The organism is Bosea sp. ANAM02 (assembly GCF_011764485.1).
Taxonomy (GTDB): Bacteria; Pseudomonadota; Alphaproteobacteria; order Rhizobiales; family Beijerinckiaceae; genus Allobosea.
On record NZ_AP022849.1, the window covers coordinates 361312 to 386862 of the forward strand.

General features: G+C 63.1%; 22 protein-coding genes. 5 read left to right on the forward strand and 17 right to left on the reverse strand.

The annotated features are described in order from the left end of the window. Window positions 1–2 precede the first annotated feature (2 nt). Window positions 3–593, reverse strand: coding sequence for a hypothetical protein (locus OCUBac02_RS25415; protein ID WP_173050460.1), 591 nt, complete (start codon window positions 591–593; stop codon window positions 3–5). Between the two features lie 100 nt (window positions 594–693). Between OCUBac02_RS25415 and OCUBac02_RS25420 the strand changes: the two genes are divergently transcribed. From OCUBac02_RS25420 to ruvB, 4 genes are all read left to right on the forward strand, one after another. Continuing rightward, window positions 694–1542: a hypothetical protein gene (locus tag OCUBac02_RS25420; RefSeq protein WP_173050462.1), complete on the forward strand. Its 849-nt coding sequence runs from the start codon at window positions 694–696 to the stop codon at window positions 1540–1542. 92 nt (window positions 1543–1634) lie between these two features. Next, window positions 1635–2567 (forward strand): hypothetical protein, encoded by a 933-nt coding sequence (locus OCUBac02_RS25425; protein WP_173050464.1) that lies wholly within the window; start codon window positions 1635–1637, stop codon window positions 2565–2567. Window positions 2568–2641: 74 nt separating this feature from the next. Continuing rightward, a complete protein-coding gene (locus tag OCUBac02_RS25430; RefSeq protein WP_173050466.1) occupies window positions 2642–4342 on the forward strand; it encodes a hypothetical protein in 1701 nt (566 codons plus the stop codon). Further along, entirely contained in the window at window positions 4342–5355 is a 1014-nt protein-coding gene (gene ruvB, locus OCUBac02_RS25435; RefSeq protein WP_173050468.1) for a Holliday junction branch migration DNA helicase RuvB, read from the forward strand. Before OCUBac02_RS25430 ends, ruvB begins: the two co-directional genes overlap by 1 nt. Here the strand turns inward: ruvB and OCUBac02_RS25440 are convergent, their stop codons facing one another. The 4 genes from OCUBac02_RS25440 to OCUBac02_RS25455 all read right to left on the reverse strand — a co-directional run bounded on the left by OCUBac02_RS25440 (window position 5356) and on the right by OCUBac02_RS25455 (window position 10085). After that, window positions 5356–8406 carry a hypothetical protein gene (locus tag OCUBac02_RS25440; RefSeq protein WP_173050470.1) on the reverse strand — a complete coding sequence of 1017 codons (3051 nt, stop codon included), beginning with the start codon at window positions 8404–8406 and terminating at the stop codon, window positions 5356–5358. After that, a complete protein-coding gene (locus OCUBac02_RS25445; protein WP_173050472.1) occupies window positions 8384–8845 on the reverse strand; it encodes a hypothetical protein in 462 nt (153 codons plus the stop codon). Before OCUBac02_RS25445 ends, OCUBac02_RS25440 begins: the two co-directional genes overlap by 23 nt. A 113-nt stretch (window positions 8846–8958) precedes the next feature. Then, a complete protein-coding gene (locus OCUBac02_RS25450) occupies window positions 8959–9414 on the reverse strand; it encodes a hypothetical protein (protein ID WP_173050474.1) in 456 nt (151 codons plus the stop codon). Between the two features lie 200 nt (window positions 9415–9614). Next, window positions 9615–10085: a hypothetical protein gene (locus OCUBac02_RS25455; protein WP_173050475.1), complete on the reverse strand. Its 471-nt coding sequence runs from the start codon at window positions 10083–10085 to the stop codon at window positions 9615–9617. Window positions 10086–10666: 581 nt separating this feature from the next. Here OCUBac02_RS25455 and OCUBac02_RS25460 point away from each other — a divergent pair. Further along, window positions 10667–12304, forward strand: coding sequence for a hypothetical protein (locus tag OCUBac02_RS25460; protein WP_173050477.1), 1638 nt, complete (start codon window positions 10667–10669; stop codon window positions 12302–12304). A 43-nt stretch (window positions 12305–12347) separates the two neighbouring features. Here OCUBac02_RS25460 and OCUBac02_RS25465 read toward each other — a convergent pair whose 3' ends face one another. The 12 genes from OCUBac02_RS25465 to OCUBac02_RS25515 all read right to left on the reverse strand — a co-directional run bounded on the left by OCUBac02_RS25465 (window position 12348) and on the right by OCUBac02_RS25515 (window position 25551). Then, window positions 12348–15524, reverse strand: coding sequence for an error-prone DNA polymerase (locus OCUBac02_RS25465; protein ID WP_173050479.1), 3177 nt, complete (start codon window positions 15522–15524; stop codon window positions 12348–12350). Further along, on the reverse strand, window positions 15521–17044 hold the full coding sequence (locus OCUBac02_RS25470) for a DUF6504 family protein (RefSeq protein WP_173050481.1): 1524 nt from the start codon (window positions 17042–17044) through the stop codon (window positions 15521–15523). The genes OCUBac02_RS25465 and OCUBac02_RS25470 overlap by 4 nt, the downstream gene beginning before the upstream one ends. Beyond that, entirely contained in the window at window positions 16959–17714 is a 756-nt protein-coding gene (locus OCUBac02_RS27415) for an ImuA family protein (RefSeq protein ID WP_244639294.1), read from the reverse strand. Before OCUBac02_RS27415 ends, OCUBac02_RS25470 begins: the two co-directional genes overlap by 86 nt. A gap of 68 nt (window positions 17715–17782) precedes the next feature. Continuing rightward, the gene (locus OCUBac02_RS25475) at window positions 17783–19288 is read right to left on the reverse strand and encodes a hypothetical protein (protein WP_173050483.1); all 1506 of its coding nucleotides are present in this window, start codon (window positions 19286–19288) and stop codon (window positions 17783–17785) included. Next, window positions 19266–20051, reverse strand: coding sequence for a DUF6998 domain-containing protein (locus OCUBac02_RS25480; RefSeq protein WP_197933368.1), 786 nt, complete (start codon window positions 20049–20051; stop codon window positions 19266–19268). Before OCUBac02_RS25480 ends, OCUBac02_RS25475 begins: the two co-directional genes overlap by 23 nt. Window position 20052: 1 nt before the next feature. Then, window positions 20053–20649, reverse strand: coding sequence for a hypothetical protein (locus OCUBac02_RS25485; RefSeq protein WP_173050485.1), 597 nt, complete (start codon window positions 20647–20649; stop codon window positions 20053–20055). 40 nt (window positions 20650–20689) lie between these two features. Next, on the reverse strand, window positions 20690–21859 hold the full coding sequence (locus OCUBac02_RS25490; protein ID WP_173050487.1) for a type II secretion system F family protein: 1170 nt from the start codon (window positions 21857–21859) through the stop codon (window positions 20690–20692). Between the two features lies 1 nt (window position 21860). Next, complete coding sequence (locus OCUBac02_RS25495; protein ID WP_173050489.1) at window positions 21861–22364, reverse strand: hypothetical protein; 504 nt, start codon at window positions 22362–22364, stop codon at window positions 21861–21863. Between the two features lie 48 nt (window positions 22365–22412). Then, window positions 22413–24086 carry a GspE/PulE family protein gene (locus OCUBac02_RS25500; protein ID WP_173050491.1) on the reverse strand — a complete coding sequence of 558 codons (1674 nt, stop codon included), beginning with the start codon at window positions 24084–24086 and terminating at the stop codon, window positions 22413–22415. A 12-nt stretch (window positions 24087–24098) separates the two neighbouring features. Next, complete coding sequence (locus OCUBac02_RS25505) at window positions 24099–24323, reverse strand: hypothetical protein (RefSeq protein WP_173050493.1); 225 nt, start codon at window positions 24321–24323, stop codon at window positions 24099–24101. 8 nt (window positions 24324–24331) lie between these two features. Continuing rightward, window positions 24332–24703 (reverse strand): hypothetical protein, encoded by a 372-nt coding sequence (locus OCUBac02_RS25510; protein WP_173050495.1) that lies wholly within the window; start codon window positions 24701–24703, stop codon window positions 24332–24334. A 47-nt stretch (window positions 24704–24750) separates the two neighbouring features. Continuing rightward, window positions 24751–25551: a hypothetical protein gene (locus OCUBac02_RS25515; RefSeq protein ID WP_173050497.1), complete on the reverse strand. Its 801-nt coding sequence runs from the start codon at window positions 25549–25551 to the stop codon at window positions 24751–24753.

A 25551-nucleotide genomic window follows, 5' to 3' on the forward strand; every position in this document is an offset into this window, starting at 1 on the left:
GATCAATCGCGGGTCAGGACGATGAACCGATAGAGGGCGCCTTCGGCCGAGGTATGGGTGGAGGGCTTTTCTTGAAGGCTCGGGGCGACGACGAGGAAGCCCCCTCCGTGTACCACGACGTGGCCCACGACCTCGCCGCGAACCTGGGCTTCATATCCCGGAAGGCGGACGACGCCCTTCTTCCTGCTCGGATCCAGGACGCGCTTGGGATTGTTCTTGTCGATCGCCAGCTCTGTTAGAACGAGTTCGACGTCGGGGCTCTCAGGACTCGCCACCTTTTCCGGCAGCTTGCTCAGGTCCTGCTCTTCCAAACGAAGTACGCGGCCACGTCCGCGTGTCTTCGGCTTCCGCCGAGTTGACGTCGCCCGCCGCTTTGGCGCGGGGGCTGTGGCCGGGACCTCGGAGGGCGCTGCCGCAGTGGTTTCCTTCGGTGCCGCGGGCTCAGCTGCGGGAGCAGCCTCCGCATGGGGCTCTGCCGAGATCTTCCCAGCAGGACCGGACATGAACTTCTCCAGGACAACGATGCAGTCCTCGACATGGGCCTTGGCTACGGTTGCCGTCTGCCCGCTGAGCGTGTCGGTGATCACGCTCATTGCGACGCCCTTTGAGACGTAGGTGAAGCGTGGAGCCTGAGGGGCTGGGGCCGGCTCGGACGCGGTTTGCGAGGCAGGCACAAGGGCCGAAGTGGTGGCCTTGGAAGCAGCCGGCTTTGTTGCCGCCTTTGCGGCCGCTGACTTGCCCTTCGAGGCCGCAGGCTTGGCTGCCGTAGCCTTCTCGGCCGCCTTCGGCGCTGGTGCTGTAGGGGGAGCCTCGGCGGCCGCCGTTGCTGAGGTGGCGCTGGCTGCCGCAGTCGCGGGCTTGGCACCGGCTTTCTTGGAGGCTTTCTTCGGCGCCGCTGGCGCTGCAACCGGGGCGACCGGTTCGCTCGAAGCCGAGCTCTGCGCAGGCTCACTTTTGGCCGTGGCGCTCACGCTCGACTGGCCCTTCGAGGCTTTTGCTGCGGCCTTCACAGGAGCAGTAGCCTTGCTCGCCGCGGTGGCTTTCGGAGTAGCTGGCGCCTTGGCGGGTGTTGAGGCCTTGGCAGGCGTTGCCTGCTTCGGTTCAGTCGCTGCTGCAGGCTTGGCGCTCGCCTTCGCCTTGGATGCCGGCTTGCCCTTGGTCGAGGTCTTTGTTGCTGGTGCCTTGGCGGCTTCCGTCGGAGCAGCAGCATCCCAGACAGCGTCGCCAGCGGACGTTCCCTTTTCGGGTGCCGGCGCATCGGCCTTCGTCGCATCCTCATTGGTCTTCGCGGCAGCCGGCTTTGAGGTTTTCTTTCGAGCGGCGGTGGCGGCCGCAGTCCTCTTCGAACCGGCGCCTTTCGAGCTGGCAGCTGGCTTTTTCATGTTCTGGTCCTCGAATGGCGTGAGCCAGCGCAATCTGTTCTCAAGCCGATTCGGAGTCAATGCGCAGGGGCGAAAAATGCTTACGTTTCAACTGGATCGCCCAGGTTTTAAGATCCTCCGATCCTTGATGAAAAAGCCTTCTTACCTTCAATGTTCTTGATATGGTCCTTTGATTTGCAGCAGAATTCCTTTGTGGTGATCCGGGATTTCCACGAAGCTGTGGGAAACCGATTCCGAGGGTTCGCTTGATCGATGAAGGCCCAGTTCGTCTCCATTGAAGACGTGGTCGAAGCAATCGCTTCGCAATGCGACGGCGCGCGTCGGCGGGATGGTCGCGGCTTCAACCGAGCCGATGCCCAAGAAGGCGGTCGACTGTCAGCCCTTCGGCGCCAGAACATGGCTTGGTCCGAGGCAGATGCGCGCAAGGCGATCGAGCTGGCGGCAAAATATCCGGGACAGGCGGCAGCGCTCCTTTCCGGAGGAAGCGAAACGCGTGCTGCCGGCATCGAGAAGGCGCTACGCGGCGGCCGCGTTCCTTTGCGCGACGATCCGATCCAGGATTCCGAGCAGAAGGCCTACTGCTATGCGGGCCTCTCGCCTGGTGGACGCTACGTCTATTTCTGGCGACTGGCATGGATCGACGACCTGCCTGGATTGACCAGCCGCCTGCGGGGCCTCTCCCGCTTGCGCCATGGCGCCCGCGCCATCTGGTTCCGGACCGATAAGGCGGAACTGACCATCAACGGCACCAAAAAGCGCGCTGAGCGCCTCTCGATCGACTTCAATGGCACCACGCAGGCCGGGATCGTCCAGGCCGCGAAGGCGCACGGGTTCTTGCTGGAACCGGCAATCGCCGAACCCATGGATCGCGAGGTCGATCACCTGCGTCACAACGAACGCGCGGTCTGGCTTCACAGCGGGATCCGGGATGGTAAGCGCGGGACCTGGGCCGTATTCGACCTGATGAGCAAGAACGAGCAGTTCTCAGCCATCATCAAGCACCACTTTCGCGGGCGGTTCGACTGCCGTCCTGACGACGACTGGAACTGGTACGTCGCCTACGATGCCGAAACGGCTCCAAAGCTGCGCCAGGTTGCCCTCAAATTCGGCTTTGCACAGAGCCCGGATTTTACCTCCGGCTTTCGGCGCAGTCCTGCGTTGACGCCGTCCACCGTTCGGACCTGACAGGCAGTCCTTTGGCGTTTCGCATTCAATCCTTTTAGCGCTATCCTTCGGCTCAAGGAATCCTTGGGTGCCGCATGATCTCGCTTCTCATCATCATGACGCTCGTCGTCGGAATGGCGGCATCCGTCGGCTATACCCTCTATACCTTCCAGCGCTCGGCTGAGATCGTTTCCCTCGCGCAGCGCAATGCCGCGACCATGGATGGCCTCGCCTCGGCCATGCGATCCGCCATGCGCGTCGTCGAGCTCGATGGGCCCGTTCGTATCCCCTTCGGCGAGGAGATTGGAGGGCGCTCGGTCCTGCCATCATGGGCGATCGGCAATGGCCGGACCCCGTGGGGCGCCTATTATGGCTGGTGCCCGTATGCGCTCGACGACCTATCTGTCGCCGGTCCCGACGATGCCACCTCCGAACTGGTGCTCGGGTCCGATCATCAGGTCGGTGGTTCATTCCCTCATCGATACGCCTCTCGCGTCCTTGTCGATCGAGGTCGGCAGTTCGTCGTTCGCAGCGATGCTCCCCATGACACCGCGCTGCGCGGCGCGGCCCAGGGTATCGTCGGCTTGATCGTCTCTCCGGCGCCGTACCAGACCGCTATTCCCGACTGCGAGGACGTGCGACTCGTGAATGGCCAGTTCCTGGTGCGAGGAGACGGAACACCCCGGGTGCCCGGGTCCGTCGTGCCAGTCATTGCGCGCGGGCCGCAGGCCGCGGAGGGGACTGCCGTCGGCAATCTGTTGTTCTACGTCTCCCCCACCGGTGCCGCGCGCCGTGCCGCGGTGAATGCCGGCGAGAAAGCCTTCGGTGATACTGCCGACAAGCCGCTCAACCTCGACGCGGCCATCAGCTCAGCGATGTCGTCCGGCTACCGCAGCGTGACGATCTCGCTTGCAGGCGGCTCTTACCAATTGCCTAACGTGCTGGGAGGCAGCGCGAGCTCTGTCGCGATCTCGTTCCTGCCGACCGATGGCAGCCCGACCGCCGCGCCCATCGTCTTCAGCTCTGGTCTCACCAAGATCGCGACGGATGTGACGTTCGTCGGGGCAGACTTCGAGAACGGGGCGGGCCTCTGGATCCAGTCGGGTGGCCGCGCACGCCTGACCGGTGGCAAGATCGGCTACCTCCGCAATGATGGCGGTGACGCACTCCTCGCTGGCACGGCCATCGTCGGACACGCGTCGCGGCCGAACGCGGTCGAGCTCACTGCCGGCCGGCTCACGCTCAAGGGCGCTTTCGACCTGTCCGGTGTTCTTTCGACTGGCTATCCCATCATCGCCTCGGGCGGCGAGCTTGTCCTCGCGGAAGCTGGTCTGGCGTTCGGGCGGGCGGAGGCCAAGCCCTGGATGATCTTCCAGCAGGCTCGCCTTTCGGTAAGCGGCCCCTCCACTCTGGACGGCGCCCCAATCGCCTCTGCGCAGGCCGTGGACGCGGTCTGCGATGCCGGCAGCACCCTTCCCGGCTGCACGGTCACCTGCCCTGCCCTGCTCTATCCAGTGAGCGCGTCCTGCCTGATCGATGACGAGAGCGGCGGCGCCAAGGCTACTCTGCGATCGAGCGGGCGTGAGGGCGAGCGCGGTTGGACTTGTTCCTGGTCGCCAGCCCGGTCCTATGCGCTCCACAACAACGGCTCGATCGTCGACGGGCTCGGGGTCGAGCAGCCGGTCCCGAACCAGGAAGGCGCTTTGACCGAGCTCGTCAGCGATCTGCCGCGGCGCCGCGTGATCGCCCAGTGCTCGGCGACCTATCCGAGCGACGTCGTGGTCAGCAGCAACTGATGTCCGACGCGATCGATAGCCACGAAGTCCACCTGCGGCCGCAGACCCTTGCCGACTTCAACGGTCAGGCCGATGCTCGCGCGAACCTGACGGTGTTCATAAATGCGGCGAAGGCCCGCGGGGACGTCCTCGATCACGTCCTTTTCGCTGGACCGCCGGGGTTGGGGAAGACGACACTCGCGCAGATCGTTGCCCGGGAGATGGGAGCGAACCTGCGGTCGACCTCAGGGCCAGCCATTACGAAGGCTGGAGATCTCGCGGCGCTGTTGACGAGTCTTGAACCTGGCGACGCACTCTTCCTTGATGAGATTCACCGCGTACCAACGAATCTGGCGGAAATCCTTTATCCCGCGCTCGAAGACTACTTCATAGACCTCCTCATCGGTGAGGGTCCCTCAGCGCGTTCTGTGCGTATCGATTTGCCTCGCTTCACGCTGATCGGAGCGACCACCAGATCTGGTCTGCTCCCCGCACCGTTGAGGGATCGGTTCGGAATCCACGTCCGCCTCCACTACTACACCGAGAGCGAACTGGTCCGGGTCGTCAGCCGCAGCGCGAAGGTCTTCAACATCGAGATCACCCCTGAAGGGGCTGGAGAGATCGCGAGGCGGTCGAGAGGAACTCCCCGCATCGCCGGGCGGCTGATCCGGCGGGTTCGCGATTTCGCCGCTGGAGAGCCTATCACGGCGGCGCTCGCGGATTACGCGCTCAATCAGCTCGACATCGACAGCCGCGGACTTGATCAGCTCGATACGCGTTATCTGCGCCTCGTTGCGAAGAACTTTTCGGGCGGGCCGGTCGGCATCGAGACCATCGCCGCGGCGCTCTCAGAGCCGCGCGACGCGCTCGAAGAGATCGTCGAACCCTACCTGCTCCAGCAAGGCTACCTGCAGAGAACGCCTCGAGGTCGAGTTCTAACCGCAGGCGCTTATGCGCATCTGGGAATACGCGCGCCGTCGCCGGCGGCGCCGGTGCCTGGACAGCTTGGTCTGTTCGCTGACCAGGTCGCCTGATTAAGGCTTGGCTCCCGGCACCTGGGAAATCGTCCCCCACTCCGTGAGGGACGTGGAGATCAGGGTCTCCTGTCGCCGGGCGCCCTGCCTCAGGTAGTAGCGAGCGATCTCGCGTTGCCGATCGGTGAGGGTCGGGCTCGGCTTGGAGAGATCCTCGTCCGCCTTATTGGCGAGCGCTCTCAGTTCGAACCGATCTCGCAGGTCGGTCAGCCGTTCGATGTTCGGTCCTCTCTCCAGAAAGCCGGATGTCACCTCCGAGACCATCGGAAACGACATCGACTGCGTAGGGAGTCCATTGATCGTGTACGACCACTGCCACGAGGTAGGTCTCGCGGGATCGGCCCGATTGAGCGTGCTCAGGCTCGGGAAAACCTCCTGCAGGTGCTGGGACGAGCTCGTGACATAAGCGAATGCGAGCGAGGGCGCGGATTGTGCTTTGGCCTGCAGATCACGCACCGCCAGGTAACGTCCGACGTTCCTGGCGAGGACCGGATTGCTCTCCATCAGGCACGCGGCCACCAGCAGCGGCTTCTCTTGCCAGGCCTTCGTAGTTACGAGGCAATGGTCGCTGTCAACGTCTGGCGGCTTTGAGATGTCGATGCCAGCAACCGCGGCCAGCTCCTTCTTGAGCGAACCCTTTGTGATCGCGGACGAGCCAGCACCGAACTTGGCCTCTGACATCACCCGAGCAAGCGACGGTACGAGCGCCGCTCCCTCGATGATCCCCTCCTGAGCTATCGCCAGCGACAGCTGCTCGGCGTAGGAGTTTGTGATCCAGGCTGCGGTCTGCGAGTTCGTCCGCCGCTTTCCATCGTCGAATGCGGCATCCTTGCCCGTCAGCTCCTTCGGTTTGGGGAGACGCAGCTTCCCATCCGGGGTCGAAACAGCGAGCTCGAAGAACGGCGTCAGAAAGAGAACCAGTTCCCCGAAATGAGCGGCGATTTTCGGGGAGTACGGATCCTTGATGACATTGGCGCCAACGATATCGCCGCCTCGCCCGCGAAGCGGCGCCCAGCTGCCATCCTTGCTGATGTCCACGATGCCCTGGCAGCTCAGGTCTTTCTCCTGAAGGCTGACGATCGCGCCGGGAAGGCCCGCTACCTTGGACAATGCCCGGTTGACGCAGTTCTGCTTCGTGTCGCCTGCGATGGTTGCCGCGTCTACAGAGCTCCAACCGAGAACCGCATGATGGGCTCGCCACATAGCATCCAGGCGGGCCTTCGTGGATTTCGGCGTGCCAACCTCGCCTGCTTCCCAGGTCGAGGCGCGGAGAATGATTGCCGTCTCGAATGGAGACGCCGGCGGAGCCTGGCCGGGAATGATCGTGTCGCGCAGATACTGGAAACAGAGGAGCGATTTAGCGAACCCTGCTGGATGGACCTCTTGGTCGGCAGCAAAGTGCTCGATGCGCTTCGCATAGCTTGCGTAGACGCCGGAGCGGATCGCTATACCCTTGATCGCCGACATCTGCATGAACGATCGGCAGTCGGAATAGGGTTGGGCGTCCTGGACAGCGAGCAGCTTGTTCGCCTGGTCGATCTTGTGCTCGATGACCTGGAGTTTCGACATCACCTGAGCGTGGTTCAGGTCGATTTTCTCGGACAGCTCCTCTATCCTCGCGAGGGTCATTTTCTGGAGCTCGATCACCTCGTCGAGCTTCTTCGAGATCTGCCCGAGGGCAACGGTGGTTCCATCCTCGCCACCTCCTCCGCCGAATAGGCCGCCGGCGGACATGAGCGCGCCGACATAGTTCCCCGTCGCAAGCGAGGCTGCGAAGTTGAGCGCCGACTTGGCGGTGTTGATGTTGCGGTTGAGGTTGACCGTATCGATTTGCACACCAAGCGAGACCGCAAATCCCGCCACAGCCCCGATTCCGCTGAGCCCTTCGTCAAGCCCGTCCTTGATCGACATCACCCGGTTGAAGCGTGCCAGGTTCTTGATGTCCTCAGCCCGTTGAGCCTTTTCCTCTGGCGTCTTCGGCGGCAAGAATGCGGGGTCCTGAAGTGCGAGCAGCCGATCTCGCGGGCCCATGCTCCGAAGCATTGCCGCCTGCGTGGCTCGCTGACCCTCAGAGACGCTATCCAGTCTGCCTTCGAGGCTTTCGATTTGAGCCTTGGTGTTCTTCGCCAGGAGATCTACGGCCTCAATCTGGTTCGCGACGACCTTCCGGAGCGTCTGAACCTCGCCGACCACCTTTTGGATCTGTACCTTCTGCTGCGTGAAACGCGCTTCGGTTTGACGCTCAAACGCACGCAGCGCCGTCTCTCCCTGTGCCTGCCGTGCTGCGACGGTATCCAAACCGCTCTTCAGGAGTCCAATCTGAACGCCCTGTAGCTCCGTCTTCATTGCAGGGTCGAGGTCTTTCCCTATCCCTTGCGAGAAGAAGGTGTTGTTGGCTCCGAATAGCGCCTCGGCCGCTTCCTTCCGGTTGGCTTCCGTGATCCCGGTCGCCTTCCATTTCGCAACTGTCTCTCGATCGGCCTTCAGCAGAGCGAGCTCGACAGCTGTCGACACGGATGCCTTGTAATTCGCTTCGACGTTTGCGAGCGACGTCACGCCCTTGTTGAGGGTGTCGTTGATCGCTGGCCCTGCGATGGAAAGGATCGCTTTGCTTTTGGTGCCCGCCGCATAGTTGACGACTGCGACGATGGAGCTGAGACCGAGCTTCGCTTCATCGACGGCTCGTTTGTCGAGCACCGCGGCCTTCTGGGCGACACGTAAGGAATCAATCAGGTGGTACGCAGCCTGGCTCCGCTCGTTCTCAGTGATGCCGTTAGGGGCGCCCTTCTCGCGGATCTCCCTGACCCGCCTGGTTTCTTCGACAGTGCGGTTGAAGGCGGCCGCCCTGAAGGCATCTCTTTCCAGATCGGTCAGAGCCTCTGCCTCAACCAGGGCGTATGGCACGGGGCCAAACTTGCGTGGCCCGGCAGCCCACAGCTGAGCGCCTTCGCTGGGAGTCTTGAATTGAGCGTGCGCAGCCTGCGCCGTGGCGGATAGCGCAAGCGCCAGGGCGAACCGAGAAGCGAAGCTATTGCGCAGGGATCGACGCATCGCAGGTCTCCGGCCGCTGGGACAGGCTTTTGCAGATCTGGTTGAGCATGGCGCGTTGGTCGGACCGCAGGGTCTTGTTCAACTGCGATAGCTCCTGCTGAATTGAAGCGGCGGTGCTCTGGGTGGGTCGATCGATCGTGCGAAGGCAGGCGCCGTACTGTTCGACTTCGAACCAGGCCGAACATCGCTCCATCGAGTTGCCGACATAAGCCTGATCGCTACAACTCCTGCGGTCCGGATTGAGGAGTTTACCGCTGCCGCATGGGTCCTGATTTTGGTTTATTCGATAGGGTTCTTGCCGCTTGTAGCAAGCAGAGACGATCTCTGACTTACACTGCGCGTCCAGCACAGTGATCTGCTGCGCTGCTGCCGGACCCTCCGAGGCGAGAATTCCGAAACCAGCGACAGCACTGGCTAAAGACGCACGCCAACCCACCATGGAAGCCCCCTTCCCCTACTGGAGGTAGCGAGAGAAGCAGGTTCGCTGACCGCTCGCAAGAGGCTCATAAACGCTGAAGGGGCCCGACAGGGCCCCTTTCGACTACCGCCCGCTCAGGGGGCGATCGCCGTCCGAGCACAGGCCGGCCAATCGCCGAATTCCGCGGCGTCACAAGGCGGACAACCGTTGTTCGACGTCGGCTCCGACACCGGCTTGCCGGCGACTGTATTCATTCGCTTGCACTCGCCGCCGTCCATCAGCTTCCGATAGATGGCGTTGTCGGCCATGTACCAGTCGCCCTGAGGAATTGTGCTCAGATAGGTGCGTCCATCAGCAGAAGGCTCTGCAAGCGCCCGGATGATCTGCATAGGCGTTCCCGGCGGGGTTTCGCCCTTGTCGTGCTGGTAAAGGCGCATCGCCGCGGCGATCTGCTCGCTGTGATTGATGTACTGGGAGTAGCGCCCCTTGTCCGCCGAGCTCGTGAAGATATGGCCGCCGAGGAACAGTGTCGCCAGCGTGAGAATGGCCACAACGACGATCGCGATGACCCCAATGATCAGGGTGTACATGCACTAGCACCTTTCCGTATGGGGCCGACGGCATCGCGATTCGATAGGCCGACTGCCCGTTCAGACAAGGATCGAATTCGACGTCCTTATGGTCAACCTTGAAATCCTTGATCCACCGGATTCCAGAGTGGTCTCCATAAACGAAAAGGCGGAGCCGAAGCTCCGCCTTCCCATCCGACCCGTCGGCCGATCCAGATGGATCAGACGCGGAATTCGAAGACGGTGTTGCCGCCCGAGGTGACGCAGCTGAACTGCTGGTCGGCCGGGAGAGCGGTGCGAGCGGTCAGGGCCGCCTCGTCGGCGAGCGCCACGCCGCCGGCCTGCTTCTGGACCTCGTTGCAGAACGTCAGGCCAGCGCCGGCGTCCAGGGTGATCGAAGCGACCGAACCGTCCGTCGCCCAGACGCCGCCCGTGGCGTTCGACGGCTTGGCCGGGGCCGAGGAGAGGTACTTGCCGGCGGCGGTCAGATCGCCGATGACGGCGGTCTTGGCGCCGGTGTCGTTGGAATACAGGGCCTGCGCGCCGGCGATCTGCTGGCCGGCGTTCACGAGCGCCGTGACCTGGCCCTTCATCTGCGACTGGTTGAAGGCGGTGCCGCCGTAATAGATCGAGGCGATGGCGAGGACGGCGACGAGGGCGATCGAGATGACGGCGACGATGAGCTGGAACATGGTATTCTCCGAGGGGGCCGGATGGCCGATTGGTGGTTTCCCTGCCCGCCTCGAAGAAAGGACTGTCTTGCTCCAGTCCTTGCTCCGTCGCCGGGCATGAATTGAACATGCGGGGCAACGATCCTTCGTTCAATTCAGTTTTGTAGAGAAATTCCCTTTGAAATAAGGAATTCGTAACCACATTCCTTCAAGCCGCTGAATCGGCTGTGGAAATTCCTTCAAAAATTGCAGCAAATTCTTTCTAAGCGCAGCCTGCTTCAAGGACCGGCGGCTGGCCTTGAAGACCGCAATCGGGCGTGAATCCCGAAATCGATCAAGGAATCGCGTCACATTCCTCATGAATCGCGAACCCGCCCTGCCCAACTTCATCGAGATTCGGCTCGGTTGACTCGGAGAAAACCGGTCACCTATGTTGACAGCGGCTCCCCGGAAGCCACGCCGCCTGCTCAGCAAAGCCCGATAGGCATCCGGAAATGACGGTCTGACCGAGCGATCTGCTCGGGACCCGACGTTATTTGGATCTGACCCGCCATCTCCTTTGGGCGGCATCGCAGGCGACCCGACACCTCAGGAGCTGAGCCATGCGTATCCATTTTACGTCCACTACCCATTGCGCCCACCTCGCAAAGTCCCTCAAGCGCCTCCTCGCGCCAACGCACGATATCAAGCTGTCCGCAGCTCAGAACGCTGTGGGCCGGATGATGGGCTATCGGAACTGGCAGGAACTCGCCTCCGCCTCAGTCATCGGAGTCACTCCGTCACCTGTCGATGACGACGTCTCTGAATTGGAGCGCAAGTCCCGGGCGATGCATCATGTGTCGTGTCTGCAAGATGCTTTTGGTCTGAGCCCGGCCCAGGCCACGCAGCTGGTTGCTGAGCTTCGACCGACGGGGCGTCGTGGAGACATTCCAGTTCAAGGCAAAGAGCCCTGGCGGAAGCGCTTCGATGAAATGACGGCGACCCCTGGGTTGCCGGGCGCGGTTGAGGGCGCGACGCTCGACATGATGAAGGAGGACATTGCCCGTTTTGACGATGGGAAATGGACCGTAAGCAGGCTGCCCGACGGGCTGGAGCTGCACCTTTGGATCGCCCCCCAAAACTTGGAGGGCAGCTCGTTCCGCCTGGACGAGGTGACCGGGATCGTCGTCAAGGCCGGCAAGCCAATTGTGTACGCGCAGGGTCTTCTTTTCTGGCTGAAAGAGCCCCGGTTTTTCCGCGATTTCAAACAGGCGCTGGTCTGGTCGTGCGACCAGTATACCGGCGAGTTCATGTGTGACGTCCTCAAGGTCGCAGAGGGCGATCCCGACTACGAGGACCGGCTCGACACTGAGGCCAGCTTCTTTCTCAATCTCTGGAAGCGTGACTTCACCGAGACGTCCAAGGGCGACGGGCTCGCTCTTCTCGTAAGCATGCAGGCAGCCTACAAGAAGCGGACCCGCCGCCGTCTCGATTGGCGTATCGAGCTTCCGGCTGAACCCGACCAGTTCGATGACGTCGACTTCGATAAGCGGGCTGCCTTTCCCGATTATCAGCGGGCCAGAAAGCACCTGATTGCTTCGATCTCGGAGCTGCTCACCCCGGCTAGTCTCAGGTTCAACTTTTTCGATCGGGCTGCTGCCGACGCTGCTCGATGCCCCAACGATCTGAGCGGGCTGACGGCGCACATTCCGTCGGCGGATCTCGGCGAACCTGATCTTTCGCCCTTCGCCCGCACGCTTCAGAACACGATCGCATATTTGCGAGAGGCGATTGTGGAGTGGCCGGCCGCCGAGTTCCCTGTGATGACGCCGGATGAGTGGCCCGCAGACTTTGATCTGAGGAGGGCGTCTCGTCTCCTCAACCTCTCCCCGGACTCGACGCTTTGGCAGCGCATGCCAAGCGACCTCATGAAGATCGTGATCGAACCTGATCCGGAGCAGGTTGGGACGACGCGCCCGGGGCTCGTCCTGCGGTTCCGGTTTTCCAACGGGACCGAGCTATCAATGCCGAGCAGATACATCGTCGGTGGGGACCTGTGGGAGAGCGCGCTGCCACAGCTGGTCGCGCAAGGTGACATGTTCGTCCGGAAGACGCCGTTCACGAGCAAATTCAACCCTCCCGACCTGCAGAGGGTCCTCTCGATCCACTCGCTCCTTCTCTTTGACGGACGATCGGACGCGTCCGTCCCCATCGATCAACCTGTCGAAGTGATCCGCTCCGCGGCCCCCACCGGTCGATAGCGTGCCCTAGCCAGCTGCACACCTCAATCTGCGGTGTGTCCGCCTATCTGAAATCTCGTGCCCGGACCCGAATCCCGTCGCCTTGTCCGGGCACGAGATCTGCCCGCGGAGCAGCGCTCTCCCTGCGACCGACGCTCGCGAGAAGCCCGGACAAGTTTTCTGCCCGCTGGACGATGATGTGGGTGACCTCCCCTTCTCGCTGGATGCGGCCGCGTACTCCGATCATCGAGCTGGACAGGATCTCGCTGCGGAAGCGCTCATAGGTTTTCACCCAGAAGATCAGGTTGGCACAGCCGCTCTCGTCCTCGATCGTCGCAAACATGACGCCCTTGGCGGATCCCGGGCGCTGTCGAACGAGGACGATGCCGGCGAGGTCGATCCAGCGGCCATCTCTGCCGCTCATGGCCGCCGCGCAGGTCACCATTCTCCGTTTGTCGAGCTCTCCTCGGACGAACGAGAGCGGATGCGCCCTGAGGCTCAAGGAGACGTGCCGATAATCCTCGACGACCTCAGCGCCGGCCGCCATCGGCCGCAGCGCCACGGCGGGCTCAGCGAGCTCGCGCACCAGTGCCTCGTCAGATTTCGAGGCCGCGACGAACAGAGGCAGCGGCTCGTCGCGCAGCCCGCGCAGCTCCCAGAGCGCCTCGCGCCTCGCCAAGCCGAAAGCGGGGCGGAAGCCGTCTGCCTCTGCAATGCAGGTCAACGACGCGATCGGCACGCCGGCACGACGCCAGACATCATCGACACTGGCATAAGGTCGGTCAGCTCGATGCGCGACGAGCGCCGCCGCATCACCATTTGCCAGGCCTTTGACCATCCGCAGCCCGAGCCTGACAGCGAAACGCATGTCGTCATCCGTCGGCTCCAGCGTGCAATCCCACCGGGACGCATTCACGCATACCGGCCGGATTTCGACGCCGTGATCGCGGGCGTCTCGAACAAGCTGCGCCGGCGCATAGAAGCCCATGGGCTGACTGTTGAGGATTGCCGCGCAGAAAACGTCAGGATGCCAGCACTTCAGCCAGGATGATGCATAGGCCAGGAGGGCGAAAGAAGCGGCATGCGATTCCGGGAAACCATAGGAACCAAATCCTTCGAGTTGAGAGAATATACCTGCTGCGAACTCGTGGCCGTAGCCCCTAGCGACCATCCCGTTGATGAGCTTGTCCCGGAAATGGGAAACGCCCCCGGTGAACTTGAATGTGGCCATGCTCTTGCGCAGCATGTCCGCCTCCCCCGGCGTGAAGCCCGCGCACTCGATTGCCACACGCATTGCCTGCTCCTGGAAGAGGGGGATTCCGAGGGTTTTTGCCAGGATGCCTGCGAGCTGAGGGGTGGGGAACACGACTGGATCGATCCCTTCCCGCCGGCGTAGGTAAGGGTGGACCATATTGCCTTGGATGGGGCCGGGGCGAACGATAGCGACCTGAATGACGAGGTCGTAGAACGAGCGAGGCTTGAGCCTGGGCGCCATTGATTGCTGCGCGCGGCTTTCGATTTGGAAGACGCCTACCGTGTCTGCGCGTCTAATCATGGCGTAGGTGCGCGGGTCCTCCGGAGGAATCGATGCGAGGTCGTGTCTGATGCCCTTGTACTCGGCGAGGAGGTCCAGCCCGCGGCTCATGCAGGTGAGCATTCCGAGCGCCAGAACGTCGACCTTCATGAACTTCATCGCGGCGACCGAATCCTTATCCCATTCGATCACCTGGCGATCGTCCATCGCGGCCGGCTCAATGGGTACGAGGTCGTCCAGCCGAGCCTGCGTCAGCACGAAGCCGCCAGGATGCTGGGAAAGGTGCCGAGGCGTGCCCATGAGCTGGCGCGCGAGCTCCAGCGCCAGCCGAAGCCTGCGATCTTCGAGATTGAGATTGAGCGCCTGCAGGTGCTTCTTTTCGACGCCATCTGATGACCAGGCTGACGTCTGGCCGGAAAGCGCGCCGATGAGGTCTTCGGGCAGACCGAGAGCCTTGGCAACATCGCGGATCGCGCCGCGGGCTCGATACCTGGTCACCACTGAGACCAAGGCAGCGCGATCGCGCCCATAGGTCTCGTAGACCCACTGGATCACCTCTTCCCTGCGCGAATGCTCGAAATCCACGTCGATATCCGGCGGTTCGCGGCGCTCCTCGGAAACGAAGCGTTCGAACAGGAGATCGTTGCGAGCAGGATCGATGGAGGTGATGCCAAGTACGTAGCAGACAGCGGAGTTGGCGGCAGAGCCCCGGCCCTGGCACAGGATTTCGCGCGAACGGGCGAACCGCACGATCGAGTTCACGGTCAGGAAATAGGGCGCGTAGTCGAGCTTATCGATCAACGAGAGCTCGTGCTTCAGGCTGTCGCGGACGCTGTCCTCCAAGCCTTCGGGGTAGCGCTTCTCGGCGCCCTCCCAGACGAGCTTTTCCAGGGTCTGCTGTGGCGTCAGCGAAGCATCGTCCCGCTCCTCCGGGTATTGGTAGGCCAGCTCGTCCATCGAGAACCGGCAGCGGCTCGCGATCTGGAGCGTCCGGGCGAGCGCCTCGGGATACCGCGAGAAGAGCCTGTGCATCTCTTCAGGGGGCTTCAGATATCGATCGGCGTGCAGGTTCCTCAGGAATCCGGCCTGGTCGATCGTGACGCCGTTTCGAATGCAGGAGACGACGTCCTGCAACAGGCGCCGGCCGGGCTCGTGGAAGAGGACGTCGTTGGTGACGACCGTCGGCACCCGCATCTGGGTCGCGAGGTTCGACAGGTCGTGCAGCCTCAGCTGGTCATTCGGCCGCCGGCGCAGTGTCAGCGCCAGGTAGGCGCGATCATCGAAGGCATCCCGCAGCCGGCGCAGTCTGAAGGCCGTTTCCTCGTCAGCCTCATCGGGAACCAGGATCGCCAGGAGGCCTTCGCAGAACTCGACGACATCGCTCCAGTCGAGTTCGCACTCCCCCTTCCCGCCGCGACGCTTGCCCCGCGTCAGGAGACGACACAGCCGGCCGTATCCGCCCCGGTCCATGGGGTAGACGAGGAGCGCCGTGCCATCGAGCAGATCGAGTCGGCAGCCAACGACGAGGCGAATTCCGGCCTCCTTCGCGGCCTCGTGCGCCATGACGACGCCGGCAAGCGAATGACGGTCGGCTATCCCGACCGCAGGCATGTCCATGGCCTTTGCCGTCGCGACCAGCTCCTCGTTCGAGGACGCGCCTCGGAGGAAGCTGAAATGGCTTGTGCATTGGAGCTCGGCGTAGCTCATCCGAAAACCCCGTGCATGAACCAGCGGTGCGACCCTGTCTCAGGATCCACGCCGTCGCCTGCTCTGAAGATCCAGTAGCGCTCCCCCGAGGTGTCCTCGACGCGGAAATAGTCGCGGACGGCTGCGAGCTCGGCATCCCGCTTCCACCATTCGCCGAACACCCTCTCGGGCCCATCAGCGCGCTGTACGCGCCGGCGCACGCCTCGCCAGACGAAATGCGCCGGCGGATGATCCGGAAGCAGCGCCATGACGTCGACCTGTTCCGGGCGCTGAAGCAGCCGGGCCGGCCGCGGCCAGTGCGCAGGCCAATCCGCCCCTGTCTCCGGAGACAAAGGCGGGATGCGCGCCACAGAGCGCTCTGGCACATCGCTCTCCACCGGGGTGAGCCGATAGACCGAGCCGTCCCCTACCCTGTTGATCAAGGTGTCGATCAGATCAGAGACGTCCGGAGCCGCCTCCTCGATGAGCGAACTCGGGATCTGTCGGCGCTCAATAGGCTCCACCAGCGGCGCGGCGATGGTCATCAGCTCGATGCCAAAGCCCGGCTCGATGGTCTCGATCTTCTCGCACAGCAGGCGCGTCAGGCGCTTGGGATCTCGAACCGGTGTCGCCATGCCGACGCTGACTGCCTGCGCCACGCTGTCGACGCGCGTGCAGATGAGGTCGAGCCGGCGCGCACCGGCGCCTCTCGCCTCGAGGTCGATGACGAGCTGAGTGACCAGCTTTCCGACGTATTTCGCGATCGTCTCGGGCGCCCCGATGGGTTCCGCGAACGGGCGCCGGACTTCAACCAGGTCGTGCGGCCGCACCCCGGCAATCGGCTCGACGAGCTCGCCGGAGATCTGATCCAGCCGCCTGGTCAGCTCGCTGCCGAAGCGCAGGGCCAGCGGAGCCCGCGGCTGATCGAGGAGATCCCTGACTCGCTCGAAGCCGAGAACACGCAGCTGGTCGACCATGCTGCCCGGCAAGCGGAGGCATTCGAGCGGATAGTTCGCCAGGATCGATGCACCATGCCCTCTGGGCGCGATCACCGTTGGCGATCGAGAGAACCGGGCCAGGGCGTGGGCGACGCCAAGGGTATCGGCAATGGCGGCTCGGGCTTCGATGCCCTTGGCGGCCAACTTCGCAACCATCTCCTCGACGAGGCCGGCCTCTCCTCCATGCAGACGCTCGGTGCCTGTGATGTCGATGGCAATCCCGTCCACCCCGTCCACGTCGACGATCGGTGCGATCCTCTGCAGGAACCAGATTGCCAGCTGTTGCAGGTCGCGGGCATCGGCGGCGAGATCCGCGTCCTGGACGACGAGGCCCTGGACGAGCGCCTGCGCCTTGGTGACCGGTGTGCCGGGCCGAAGGCCAGCAGCTTGAGCAGCTGGATTGCAGGCATAGACCAGCCGGCGACTGCCATCGCGGCAGATCAGGACGAACGGCACCTCATCCGGTGGCGCGCCGCCAGCCGCCCGGCGCTTGACCATGTCGATCGACCACCGGGTCAGGACTATGGAGCAGTGCCTGCCCATCACACGCCTCAACTTCGAAATCCGCGCTGTCGCCTGCGCCACGCGCTCTGATCAACTCAACCAGCCACCTGTGGCGGCTCACTCCTGGGACGGGCAGCGCGGCCGACGGGATGGATGAAACCCGCCATCGGGTCATCGCCGCTGTTGGCTGGCCGAAGTCTGCCGCGTCGGCTTGCCTGCGCCACCGTCTCAGAGCGAGCCCGATGGCTCCTGTTCCCTCGGCCGCGAGCTGCAGTCGACGAGATGCGGTCATCGTCAGCTTGGTGACCTCTCCGACGACCGCCCCTATCCCGCCGTGCCGGAGGCCCTCCTCCATGCAAGCGAGAAGCGCCTTGTCGTCGCCCGCCTCGACATAGATCACCCGATCCGGCGCCAGCCCGGCTTGCGAGAAGGCAGGGGCGAACAAATCTGGCCGCGTAATGCACCAGAGTACTTTCCCCGGGGTCCGCGCTGCGATGCCGGCGCAAAACAGGGATGACGCGGCCCCATCCACTGCACCGTTGCCCCCGCCTGCGACCTCATGAAGCGCACCGAGCGCTAGCCCTCCCCCGGGCAGGCGACTATCGATGGCCTCGACCTTGAAGGGCAGAGTCTTCCCTTTCCTCGCCGGCCTGCCTTCGATCCGGGCGATCTGATCACGCAGCGCATCGATGTTGGGCTCTGGCCGCAACGAGGTTGACCTTAGGGAAAAGATGTTGTTCCTATTTTGTTCCTCTCAATCTGAGAGTCAAGGCGGGTTCACGCAGCGGGGCGCTTCAGTCCCCAGAGCTTTGCTCGCCCGCCTTGAGTCTTGATCTCGCCGACCTGCTCGACCAGGCCACGCCCAGCGAGCGTCTTCAGCATCAGGTGGACGCTTTTCACATTCCCGACGATGTCGCTGATCACGACTTCGAGCTCCTTCGTCGACTTCGTCCCAGTCGCCAGGGCCTCCAAAAGAGCCTTCTGAGCCGGGCTGCCGGCTCCCGTGGGTGAGTTCTCGATCTTCCGCATGCCGACCGCCCTGAGGCGGGCTGTACGCTGTTCCTTGAAGGCTTCGATGCGCTGGTCGAGGATCTCCCTTGACGGCGACTTGCGGTCGCGAGCGATCAAGGCCGCGGCCAGCCTGCCAACCTCTGTCAGCCGGTAACGCCGCTGCCCCGAGGTTCCATCCTCGATCGGCTCGGCAAAATCGCTGAGAAGAAGACGGTTGAGCATGATCCCCGACATAAGCTCGGTGCCGCGGCCGTCGGCCCCGACCAGCGCAGCGGTGACCTCAGCTGTCCGAGCCTGGCCGAGCACACCAAGCGTCTCGATGAAGGCGATCCTCTTCTCCCCGAAGGCCTCTGCGAGGTTCGCGATCGCGGCCTTCGGTGCATCAGGCGTACGAGCTGGATGGAGTAGTCCGCGGGGCGTTGCACTCACGTATTTTTGCTGCCCGAGCTTCAAACTGACCACGAGCGAGCGGCCTTCGAGCGAGCGAACGCCGGCGGCGACAGCAATTTTCGACTGACCTACGGTTTTCGCGATGGCGGAAACGGAATGAAACGCATCCGGTTGGAGTGCCGCCATGACTGCCTCGTGCCCGTCGGCCAATGACGGGACATGGGCGCGTATCGATTTTCTGACGTCGGCGTCGGGCAGGATCCAAAGCCATCGACCTTTCAGGCCTGGCTCCGGAATCCGTTTGACCTGCCGATCGCTCAGAAGCGCTTTCATGACCTGGTCCACGCGCTGTCGCGTGATCCCGAGCTCCTTCACGATCCTGTTCGCCGAAGTCGGTTGGTCCAGCATCGCCAGAATGCGCTTTCCGGTGGTGCTACGCGACATGCCGGTATCAACGCCAGCACCACTCCTCACCTTGAACGGGCGTATCTCCTCTGGTCTCGGCGGCGGAAGACCCGCCAGCATGTAGATGCCGGATCGCGGGCGCTGGATGCGCTCCTCCTCGATCAGCAAATCAAGTTCGTGACGGACTGTCGCCGGCACTCTTCCCTCGGCCACCTCCGCTATCAGGTGTTGCGCTCGCCAGGGCTTGCCGTCAGCAAGAGTGGCCATGATGCGCTCACCAAGCTTCCCGAGCTTCGGGCGCCGCGGGGGCTGCTGGATTTCGAGGGGTACCGTTGCCCGCAGCTTGACGGAGCGGGCCCCGAAGGCGCCTTCCAGGATCGACTTCAGGCGCCCCATATCGATGAGCGGGCCGACGATCTCGACGACCTGGCGCGCAATCTGCGGGAGCTGTGGGCTATCGGGATCCGGTTCGGCCATGGGGCTTCGAAACCGTCGCCTTCCGAGCGCGTCCGGTCGATTTCGTCGACGCACGCTCCTCCAGGAGATTCAGGGCCCTGATCACGGAGATGCCGAGCTGGCGAGTTGTCAGCAGCACCGTCGACTCGTGCTCGCTCGCAACCCCGAGCTCGGCCGCGATCGGCCTCAGAAACCCCTTCACGTTGATCGCGAGCGGATTTCCGTCCTTCAGCACGCCGATCGCGCCGTTCTCGTAGCGCACGAGTTCGTAGCCATTGTAGCTGGCGCGCGCCGTGATCCTGAGGTTCTGCGGCTGTGCGCCCTCCTCCGGCGTACGCTTCCGCTTGCTCGGCGTGAAGCGAAGCCCGTCCGTGTGTTTCTTGCAGAGCTTCAGGAACTCGCCGGCCGGCTTGTCCTCGACCTCTTCGATGGATACGCCCTCGTCACCGCCCGGATCGACATTGATCCTGAGGATCATGACCCGGTCGATATGCTCGAACGTGGCAGCATTGAAGTTGACATGAGCGGAGGTCGTGATCGTCTTCACCGAGATGTGTTCGCCCTCCGCGGAGACGACATCATAGCCCCGCTGGTTCGGTGCCAGGGCCATCTGCCCGCGGGTGATCATCGCCGCGTAGAGCTCGCCGATACGCCCGGTCAGGGCTCGCAGTTCCTGGGCCGGTACGCCCCACGACAGCTCGCGCTCAAGCCAGGAGAGCGCGTCCGCGAGAGAGCGGATGATCTGTACCTGGGTGAGGGTCGGACGATCGCATGAAGGGCTCACGTCAAGCCCCCAGCATCCCAGAGAATATTTCGCTAATGGTGCCTATTCCACCTAGCGTCGCTCCCTCGATTGCTTTTGCTCCCGCACCCTTAAGCCCCTGGCGAACGGCATCCCTAGCAAATTTGATCGCCATTTTTCTCTTTTCAGGCTTCACAAACGCGAATTCCCGTTGAATTGCGGCGATGCCTTTATCAGTGGGCATCAAGTCATAACCGACCCATCCCTGGGGCTCGCCTTTCCACTGATGAACGTTCGCAGCGTCGCGAGATTCCGTTGAGGAGAGATACCCGTTCAACAGGAGCCATCGCAACGTGCAGCGACCGAGATACCACATGTCAGCTTGCGAAATAGGGCTCCCCTCATCCCTCTTCGGGGCTCTTACAACGACCGGTGTCGGCATGGCTTCATACGCTGTTAGCATATACTGGACGGCCAAAGCTCGAAAAATGGTTTGCCTTTCTTCGTCCGAGATTGCGGCTAGTGTCTCCCCGAGCTTCACCTTAGGTGCGCGGCTCGCTTTTTTCGAAGCATCTTCACTTGCGGCGCCAGTAAAGACATTATTACCCACTCGTGAATGAGCGATTTTCCTTACTTCCATTTTATTCCTGTCGCCTTATTGACAGTATTAGAAAGTTGTGCTAGTTTATTCCTGCGGCAAGCTGAAGCATAGGCAAGATCGTCTGCGCGAACATTATGCCCCCTGAGGCCGTGATCGCGATCGCAGCGACGATCCCCATCAAGGGCCCAAACGCCTCAATTCGTGCTCTGAAAAGATCAGCATACTGATTTGCTAAGGCCTCAAGCGTTCGGGCGATGTCTTTTCTATCAGGACTCGTTGAAAGCGCGGCCTTGTCTGTCTCATGAAGCGTTTTCATCGCGTGCGCCCAGCTTCTTTTACCTTCTTTTACTGCCTGCCTCGCTCGCTGCAGATCAGTTTTCAGCGCGCCGCGTGGAGCGCCGTCTTCTGTGAGGCGCAGCGCCTCTTCGATGCGGACACCTGATCCGACGAGCAGCCCGAGCTTGTAGAGCGTGACGTGGTTGTTCTTGGCGAGCACCATGTCCCGATAGAAGGGCAGCTTGAGAATGAGCCAGTCGGCCGCGTTCGGCACGATCACGCGCCCGGCGCTGCCGAGCAGCAGGAAGAGCGCGAAGATCACCATCATGATCGTCATGATGATCACGGACCAGTTGCCGAGCGTGCGCGCCCACTCGACATCGACGCCCTTGCCGCTTTTGAAAATCGGGTTGTCCATCACCATCGGGCCGAAATACTCGTTGGTGCCGAGCATGAGACCGTAAGCGATCACGAACGATCCGATTGCGCTGTAGACCTGCTTCATGGCCCCGCGGGTGGTGTGGGACATCTTATACTCGAACTCGGCCGCGTCCTTGAGGGCGCGCCAGGTCTCACCGGTAGCGACGCCGGCGCGCACGAGCGCCGAGGTCGTGGACGGGAAGTTCTTCCGGTCCTGAGACATCGCCTCATGCAGCGTCGAGCCGGCTTCCACGCGCTCCAGCATCTGCCTCGAGGCTTTTCCGATGTTGCCGCCGAAGCTGGCCGACATGAGCCGCAGCGCGTCACCGGTTGGCACCTTCGAGCCGAGCATGGAGCTCATGCGCAGCATCCAGGTGTGGCGCTCGCCAGCGCTCATCCCCGGGACGAGATCGATGCTCCAATCACGGGAGGCTGCAATCACCCTCCCCTGCCGGGCGCCAAGGTCGCGAGCTTCCTTCTCGGACCCAGCCTCGATCTTGATGTTCTTGAGGCCGCCGCGAGGCGAGGAGATGCGTAGGTTATAGCGCGCCATCTCAGAGCCCGGCCTGCAGGGTGAAGGTCACGGCTGCCTGCCCGTCGAAGGCGGGGTTGGGCTCCCCACCGCACACCTTGCCCAGATAACCCGCCGTTCGCCCCAGAACGCTCGCCAGGCCATCATGGACCGCTTTCCCGATCTGGACCCCGTCATCGTTGCGGAGGCACAGGAAGGGCTTTCCAGAGCCGTCGAGGTCATAGACCCACCGCATCCCCTTCGGAGGCAGCATCACGCCACCCAGGCGGCCGCCGTCGAGCAGCGTGGCGTGGCCTGCCGGAAAGTAGGGCGCGAGATCCGCGATCCAGGACGCTTGCCCGGGCACAGCGCCGCTGTTGGCGACACGATAGGCACCGAGCGCCAGGTTGAAGGCACGCTCGCCTGCAACGACGCTGTCCGCCGTGGCAGAACGCACACCGATGTCGGTGTTGAGATAGGTGACGCCGCCGGCGACGAGGGTCGCGGCGATTGCGATCGCGAAGACAGCCACGATGAGCTGGTACACGCTACACTCCGATCAAACTCGTCTCGGCCGGCGGGATCCCGCGCGGCGTCAGCCCTTCAGAAATTTCCGCAGCCGGTACTTCGTGTGATCGATGCCGCGCCTTTCGCAGCGCTCCTGGGCATACTCACCGAAGACACGCACGAGCTCGTCGATCGTCGTGATGCCGGCGACCATCTTGTCGATCGCGTCGTCGATCATCTCGCGCCAGGGGAAACCCTGCGTGACGTCGGCGCCAGGCGCCGTCATCGCGATGATCCGATCGACCTCCTGGAAGTCGCCGAAGGACACGCTTTCGGACACAATGGTCCGGTCGTCGTAGCCCCCGCCGAGACAAACCGGGCAGTGCTTGTGGTGGTCCTCCGGATCGTCGCCGAGGCCGCCGCAGTGCTTGCAGATCACCTTGACCAGGGTCTGGACCAGCACGGCACGCAGATTGAAGCGCAACTCGTGAGGCTCGACGCCGAGGTCACGCAATCGGGACAGAGAGGAGATGATCGAGCTCGTGTGGAGGGTGCAGATCACGAGGTGGCCGGTGTCCGCCGCCTTGATGGCGTTGCGGGCCGTCTCATTGTCGCGCACCTCGCCGACCGCGATGATGTCGGGATCGGCGCGCATGAAGCCCTTCAGCGCGCGCGCGAAGTCGAGACCGACCTGAGGATTGGCGTTGACCTGACCGACGTTTGAAATCCGATACTCGACCGGGTCTTCGATGGTGTAAACACGCTTCCCGAACCGATCGAAGCCGGCCATGGTCGCGTTGAGCGTGGTCGTTTTGCCCGAGCCGGTCGGCCCGCAGATCAGGTTGATCCCGCTCTGCCGCGTGACGCCGCGTCGCCAAGCCTGCACGTTCGAGATGCCGAGTGCTTCGAGCTTCGGTCGCACCTTCTCGGAATCGAGAATGCGGACCACGATGTTCTCGCCCTCGACGGTCGGGACTGTCGTGACGCGCAGATCGATGAAGCGGCCGGACTGCTCCAGCTGGAAGCCGCCGTCCTGATTGATCCGGCGCTCGGCCAGATCCATGCCTGAACGGTCCTTCAGCTGGGCCGAGACGATGTTGTATTCGTCGAGCGGACCCTCGTGAACGAGCGAACGCTCGCCGAGCTTGCGGAAAAACACCGAATAGGAGCGCGCCTTCGGCTCGATATGGATGTCAGAGGCGCCTTCCTTGAGGCCACGGAACAGCAGGCGTTCCATGATCTCTTCCTGCCGGACATCCTTCACCTCCGAGCTCGTCCGCCTGATGCGGTCAAGGAACTCGGCGTGCAGGTTGGGCATGAACGCGACGAACTCGACCTTGCGGTCGGGATAGTAGCTATGGACGAGGCGCTCGATCTCCGTCTCGTCACTCATCGTGCCGACATAGATCGTGCCGCCGACATCCGCCGAGATCGTGATCGACTTCTCTTCGAGGATCTCGACCGGGATCTTGGAAACCGTGACCTTCTCGGTCGCGATCCGGTCCGGATTGAATTCGAGGATCGAGTGGACGAGCTCTTCCTGCGGGAGAAAGCCCGTCCGCACCAGGATCGCTCCGATGCGCTCACCGGTGACGCGCTGCTCCATGAGGGCAGCACCGGCGTGCTCGCGCAGGACGCGTTTCCGGTCAATCAGGAACTGGGCGAAATGGTGCTTCTCGCCATCGCCGAGAATGCCACCCGTCGGCACAAAGTCCGGATCCGGAGGCACCAGCTCGATATCGCGCCGGCGGAAGAGATCCATGATCCCCATGGATCAGCCCCGCTTGACGCGCGTGAACCGGCCAAGAACGTGGGTGCGGATCAGCTGCCCCATGTCGATGAAGGCCATCGGGATGCTGACGATGGCGCCTACGATGGCGACCCAGGTCCAGACGGTCGGCGACGGCCAGTTGGCGTAGACCATCCAGATGGCGATCAGCACCATGGCGATGGCGGTCACCACGTCCATGATGCGGGCGAACTTGAAGAACGAGTTCATCGGGTATCTCACTTCACACTGGAAAGTCGGACGACGAGACGGATCTGGCTGGACGGCTGGCGGGCGCAGCTCGTCCCCAGGCACACCTCGGCGATGCGCCGCGTCGGGCAGGTAGCCAGCGCGGCGGTCGCGTCAGCGAGGGCAAGGCGGGGGTCTCCCTTCACCTCGCCGAAGTCGATCTCGATGTCGCCACCTGGCAGGAAGTTCATCGAGCGCGCGCCGCCGGCCGGCGTGCCGAGCGAGGCCGGCGCCGTCCCGGCCGAGGAGGTCAGGCGCGCCAGATGCGTCCGGCAGGACGTCTCGACCCGCTGCGCCATCTGCTCGTTGACGACATTTCGGTCGAGCGCGCGGCCCATGACCACCGTCCCGAGGGCGAACATGCCAACGCCGGTGAGACCGAGGATAATGCCGACTGCAGTCCGGACCTTCATCGCGTGACACCCGTGGTCGAAATCGGCGCCGGGATCGGCAGCGGAGCAGGTTGGGCTGGGGTAACCACCGGAGGCGGGGAATTAGGCACCGCCGTGGGCGTCTGGACCGCGGGCAGCGGGAGCGCTGGCGTCGGCTCAGCCCGACCACCGATTGGCTTGATCGAGGTCGTCCACTGGTTGTCCTTGAAGCGCAGTGCCTCGACGTAGAGATGCGCCGGCACGCGCTCCACGAGCGACCAGCTGCGGTGCGGCAACTGATCCGTTTCGAGCTGACGGATCGTGGGTGCGTAGAAGAGGCTCGCCGCCGCGTGAATGCCCCAGGCGATCGACAGGAAGGTCGCGCCGATACCGAAAAGGGCTGATCCGACGACAAGCGTCCCGGTGCCGCGGCGCACCAGGCGCTGCATCTTGCCTTTGGCGACCAGCTGTCCGTTACCAGCGGCGATCAGGGCAAGCGACTCCTTCTCGGGCTGGAGCACCAGCGCCGGAAGGCCGTCGCGCATGGCGACCGAGTAGACACGCCGCCCCGTGCGAAACCACGCCGGATCACGACGCTCGGCTAGAGCCTTGGCGATATCCGGGAGATAGGACTGTCCGACACCACCTTCGTGGATCTCGTACAGGAACCCGCCCATGAAGGGCATGGTCGCGTACCAAGTCGTGTTCGGCGAGACGAAGAAGCGCGCCGCATAGTCCTTGATATGCTCGATCGTGTCCTTTCGGGCCGTGCCGGCTTCAAGCCAGCCGACGATCGCCTTGTTCGGAGCCCCAACCTGGGTGTCGATGACGTTGTCCAT

Coding starts and splice junctions, on each gene's coding strand:
- OCUBac02_RS25415 (WP_173050460.1), bottom strand. CDS start 593: ATGAGCGTGATCACCGACACGCTCAGCGGGCAGACGGCAACCGTAGCC.
- OCUBac02_RS25425 (WP_173050464.1), top strand. CDS start 1,635: ATGAAGGCCCAGTTCGTCTCCATTGAAGACGTGGTCGAAGCAATCGCT.
- OCUBac02_RS25430 (WP_173050466.1), top strand. CDS start 2,642: ATGATCTCGCTTCTCATCATCATGACGCTCGTCGTCGGAATGGCGGCA.
- ruvB (WP_173050468.1), top strand. CDS start 4,342: ATGTCCGACGCGATCGATAGCCACGAAGTCCACCTGCGGCCGCAGACC.
- OCUBac02_RS25440 (WP_173050470.1), bottom strand. CDS start 8,406: ATGCGTCGATCCCTGCGCAATAGCTTCGCTTCTCGGTTCGCCCTGGCG.
- OCUBac02_RS25445 (WP_173050472.1), bottom strand. CDS start 8,845: ATGGTGGGTTGGCGTGCGTCTTTAGCCAGTGCTGTCGCTGGTTTCGGA.
- OCUBac02_RS25450 (WP_173050474.1), bottom strand. CDS start 9,414: ATGTACACCCTGATCATTGGGGTCATCGCGATCGTCGTTGTGGCCATT.
- OCUBac02_RS25455 (WP_173050475.1), bottom strand. CDS start 10,085: ATGTTCCAGCTCATCGTCGCCGTCATCTCGATCGCCCTCGTCGCCGTC.
- OCUBac02_RS25460 (WP_173050477.1), top strand. CDS start 10,667: ATGCGTATCCATTTTACGTCCACTACCCATTGCGCCCACCTCGCAAAG.
- OCUBac02_RS25465 (WP_173050479.1), bottom strand. CDS start 15,524: ATGAGCTACGCCGAGCTCCAATGCACAAGCCATTTCAGCTTCCTCCGA.
- OCUBac02_RS25470 (WP_173050481.1), bottom strand. CDS start 17,044: ATGGGCAGGCACTGCTCCATAGTCCTGACCCGGTGGTCGATCGACATG.
- OCUBac02_RS25475 (WP_173050483.1), bottom strand. CDS start 19,288: ATGGCCGAACCGGATCCCGATAGCCCACAGCTCCCGCAGATTGCGCGC.
- OCUBac02_RS25485 (WP_173050485.1), bottom strand. CDS start 20,649: ATGGAAGTAAGGAAAATCGCTCATTCACGAGTGGGTAATAATGTCTTT.
- OCUBac02_RS25490 (WP_173050487.1), bottom strand. CDS start 21,859: ATGGCGCGCTATAACCTACGCATCTCCTCGCCTCGCGGCGGCCTCAAG.
- OCUBac02_RS25500 (WP_173050491.1), bottom strand. CDS start 24,086: ATGGATCTCTTCCGCCGGCGCGATATCGAGCTGGTGCCTCCGGATCCG.
- OCUBac02_RS25505 (WP_173050493.1), bottom strand. CDS start 24,323: ATGAACTCGTTCTTCAAGTTCGCCCGCATCATGGACGTGGTGACCGCC.
- OCUBac02_RS25510 (WP_173050495.1), bottom strand. CDS start 24,703: ATGTTCGCCCTCGGGACGGTGGTCATGGGCCGCGCGCTCGACCGAAAT.
- OCUBac02_RS25515 (WP_173050497.1), bottom strand. CDS start 25,551: ATGGACAACGTCATCGACACCCAGGTTGGGGCTCCGAACAAGGCGATC.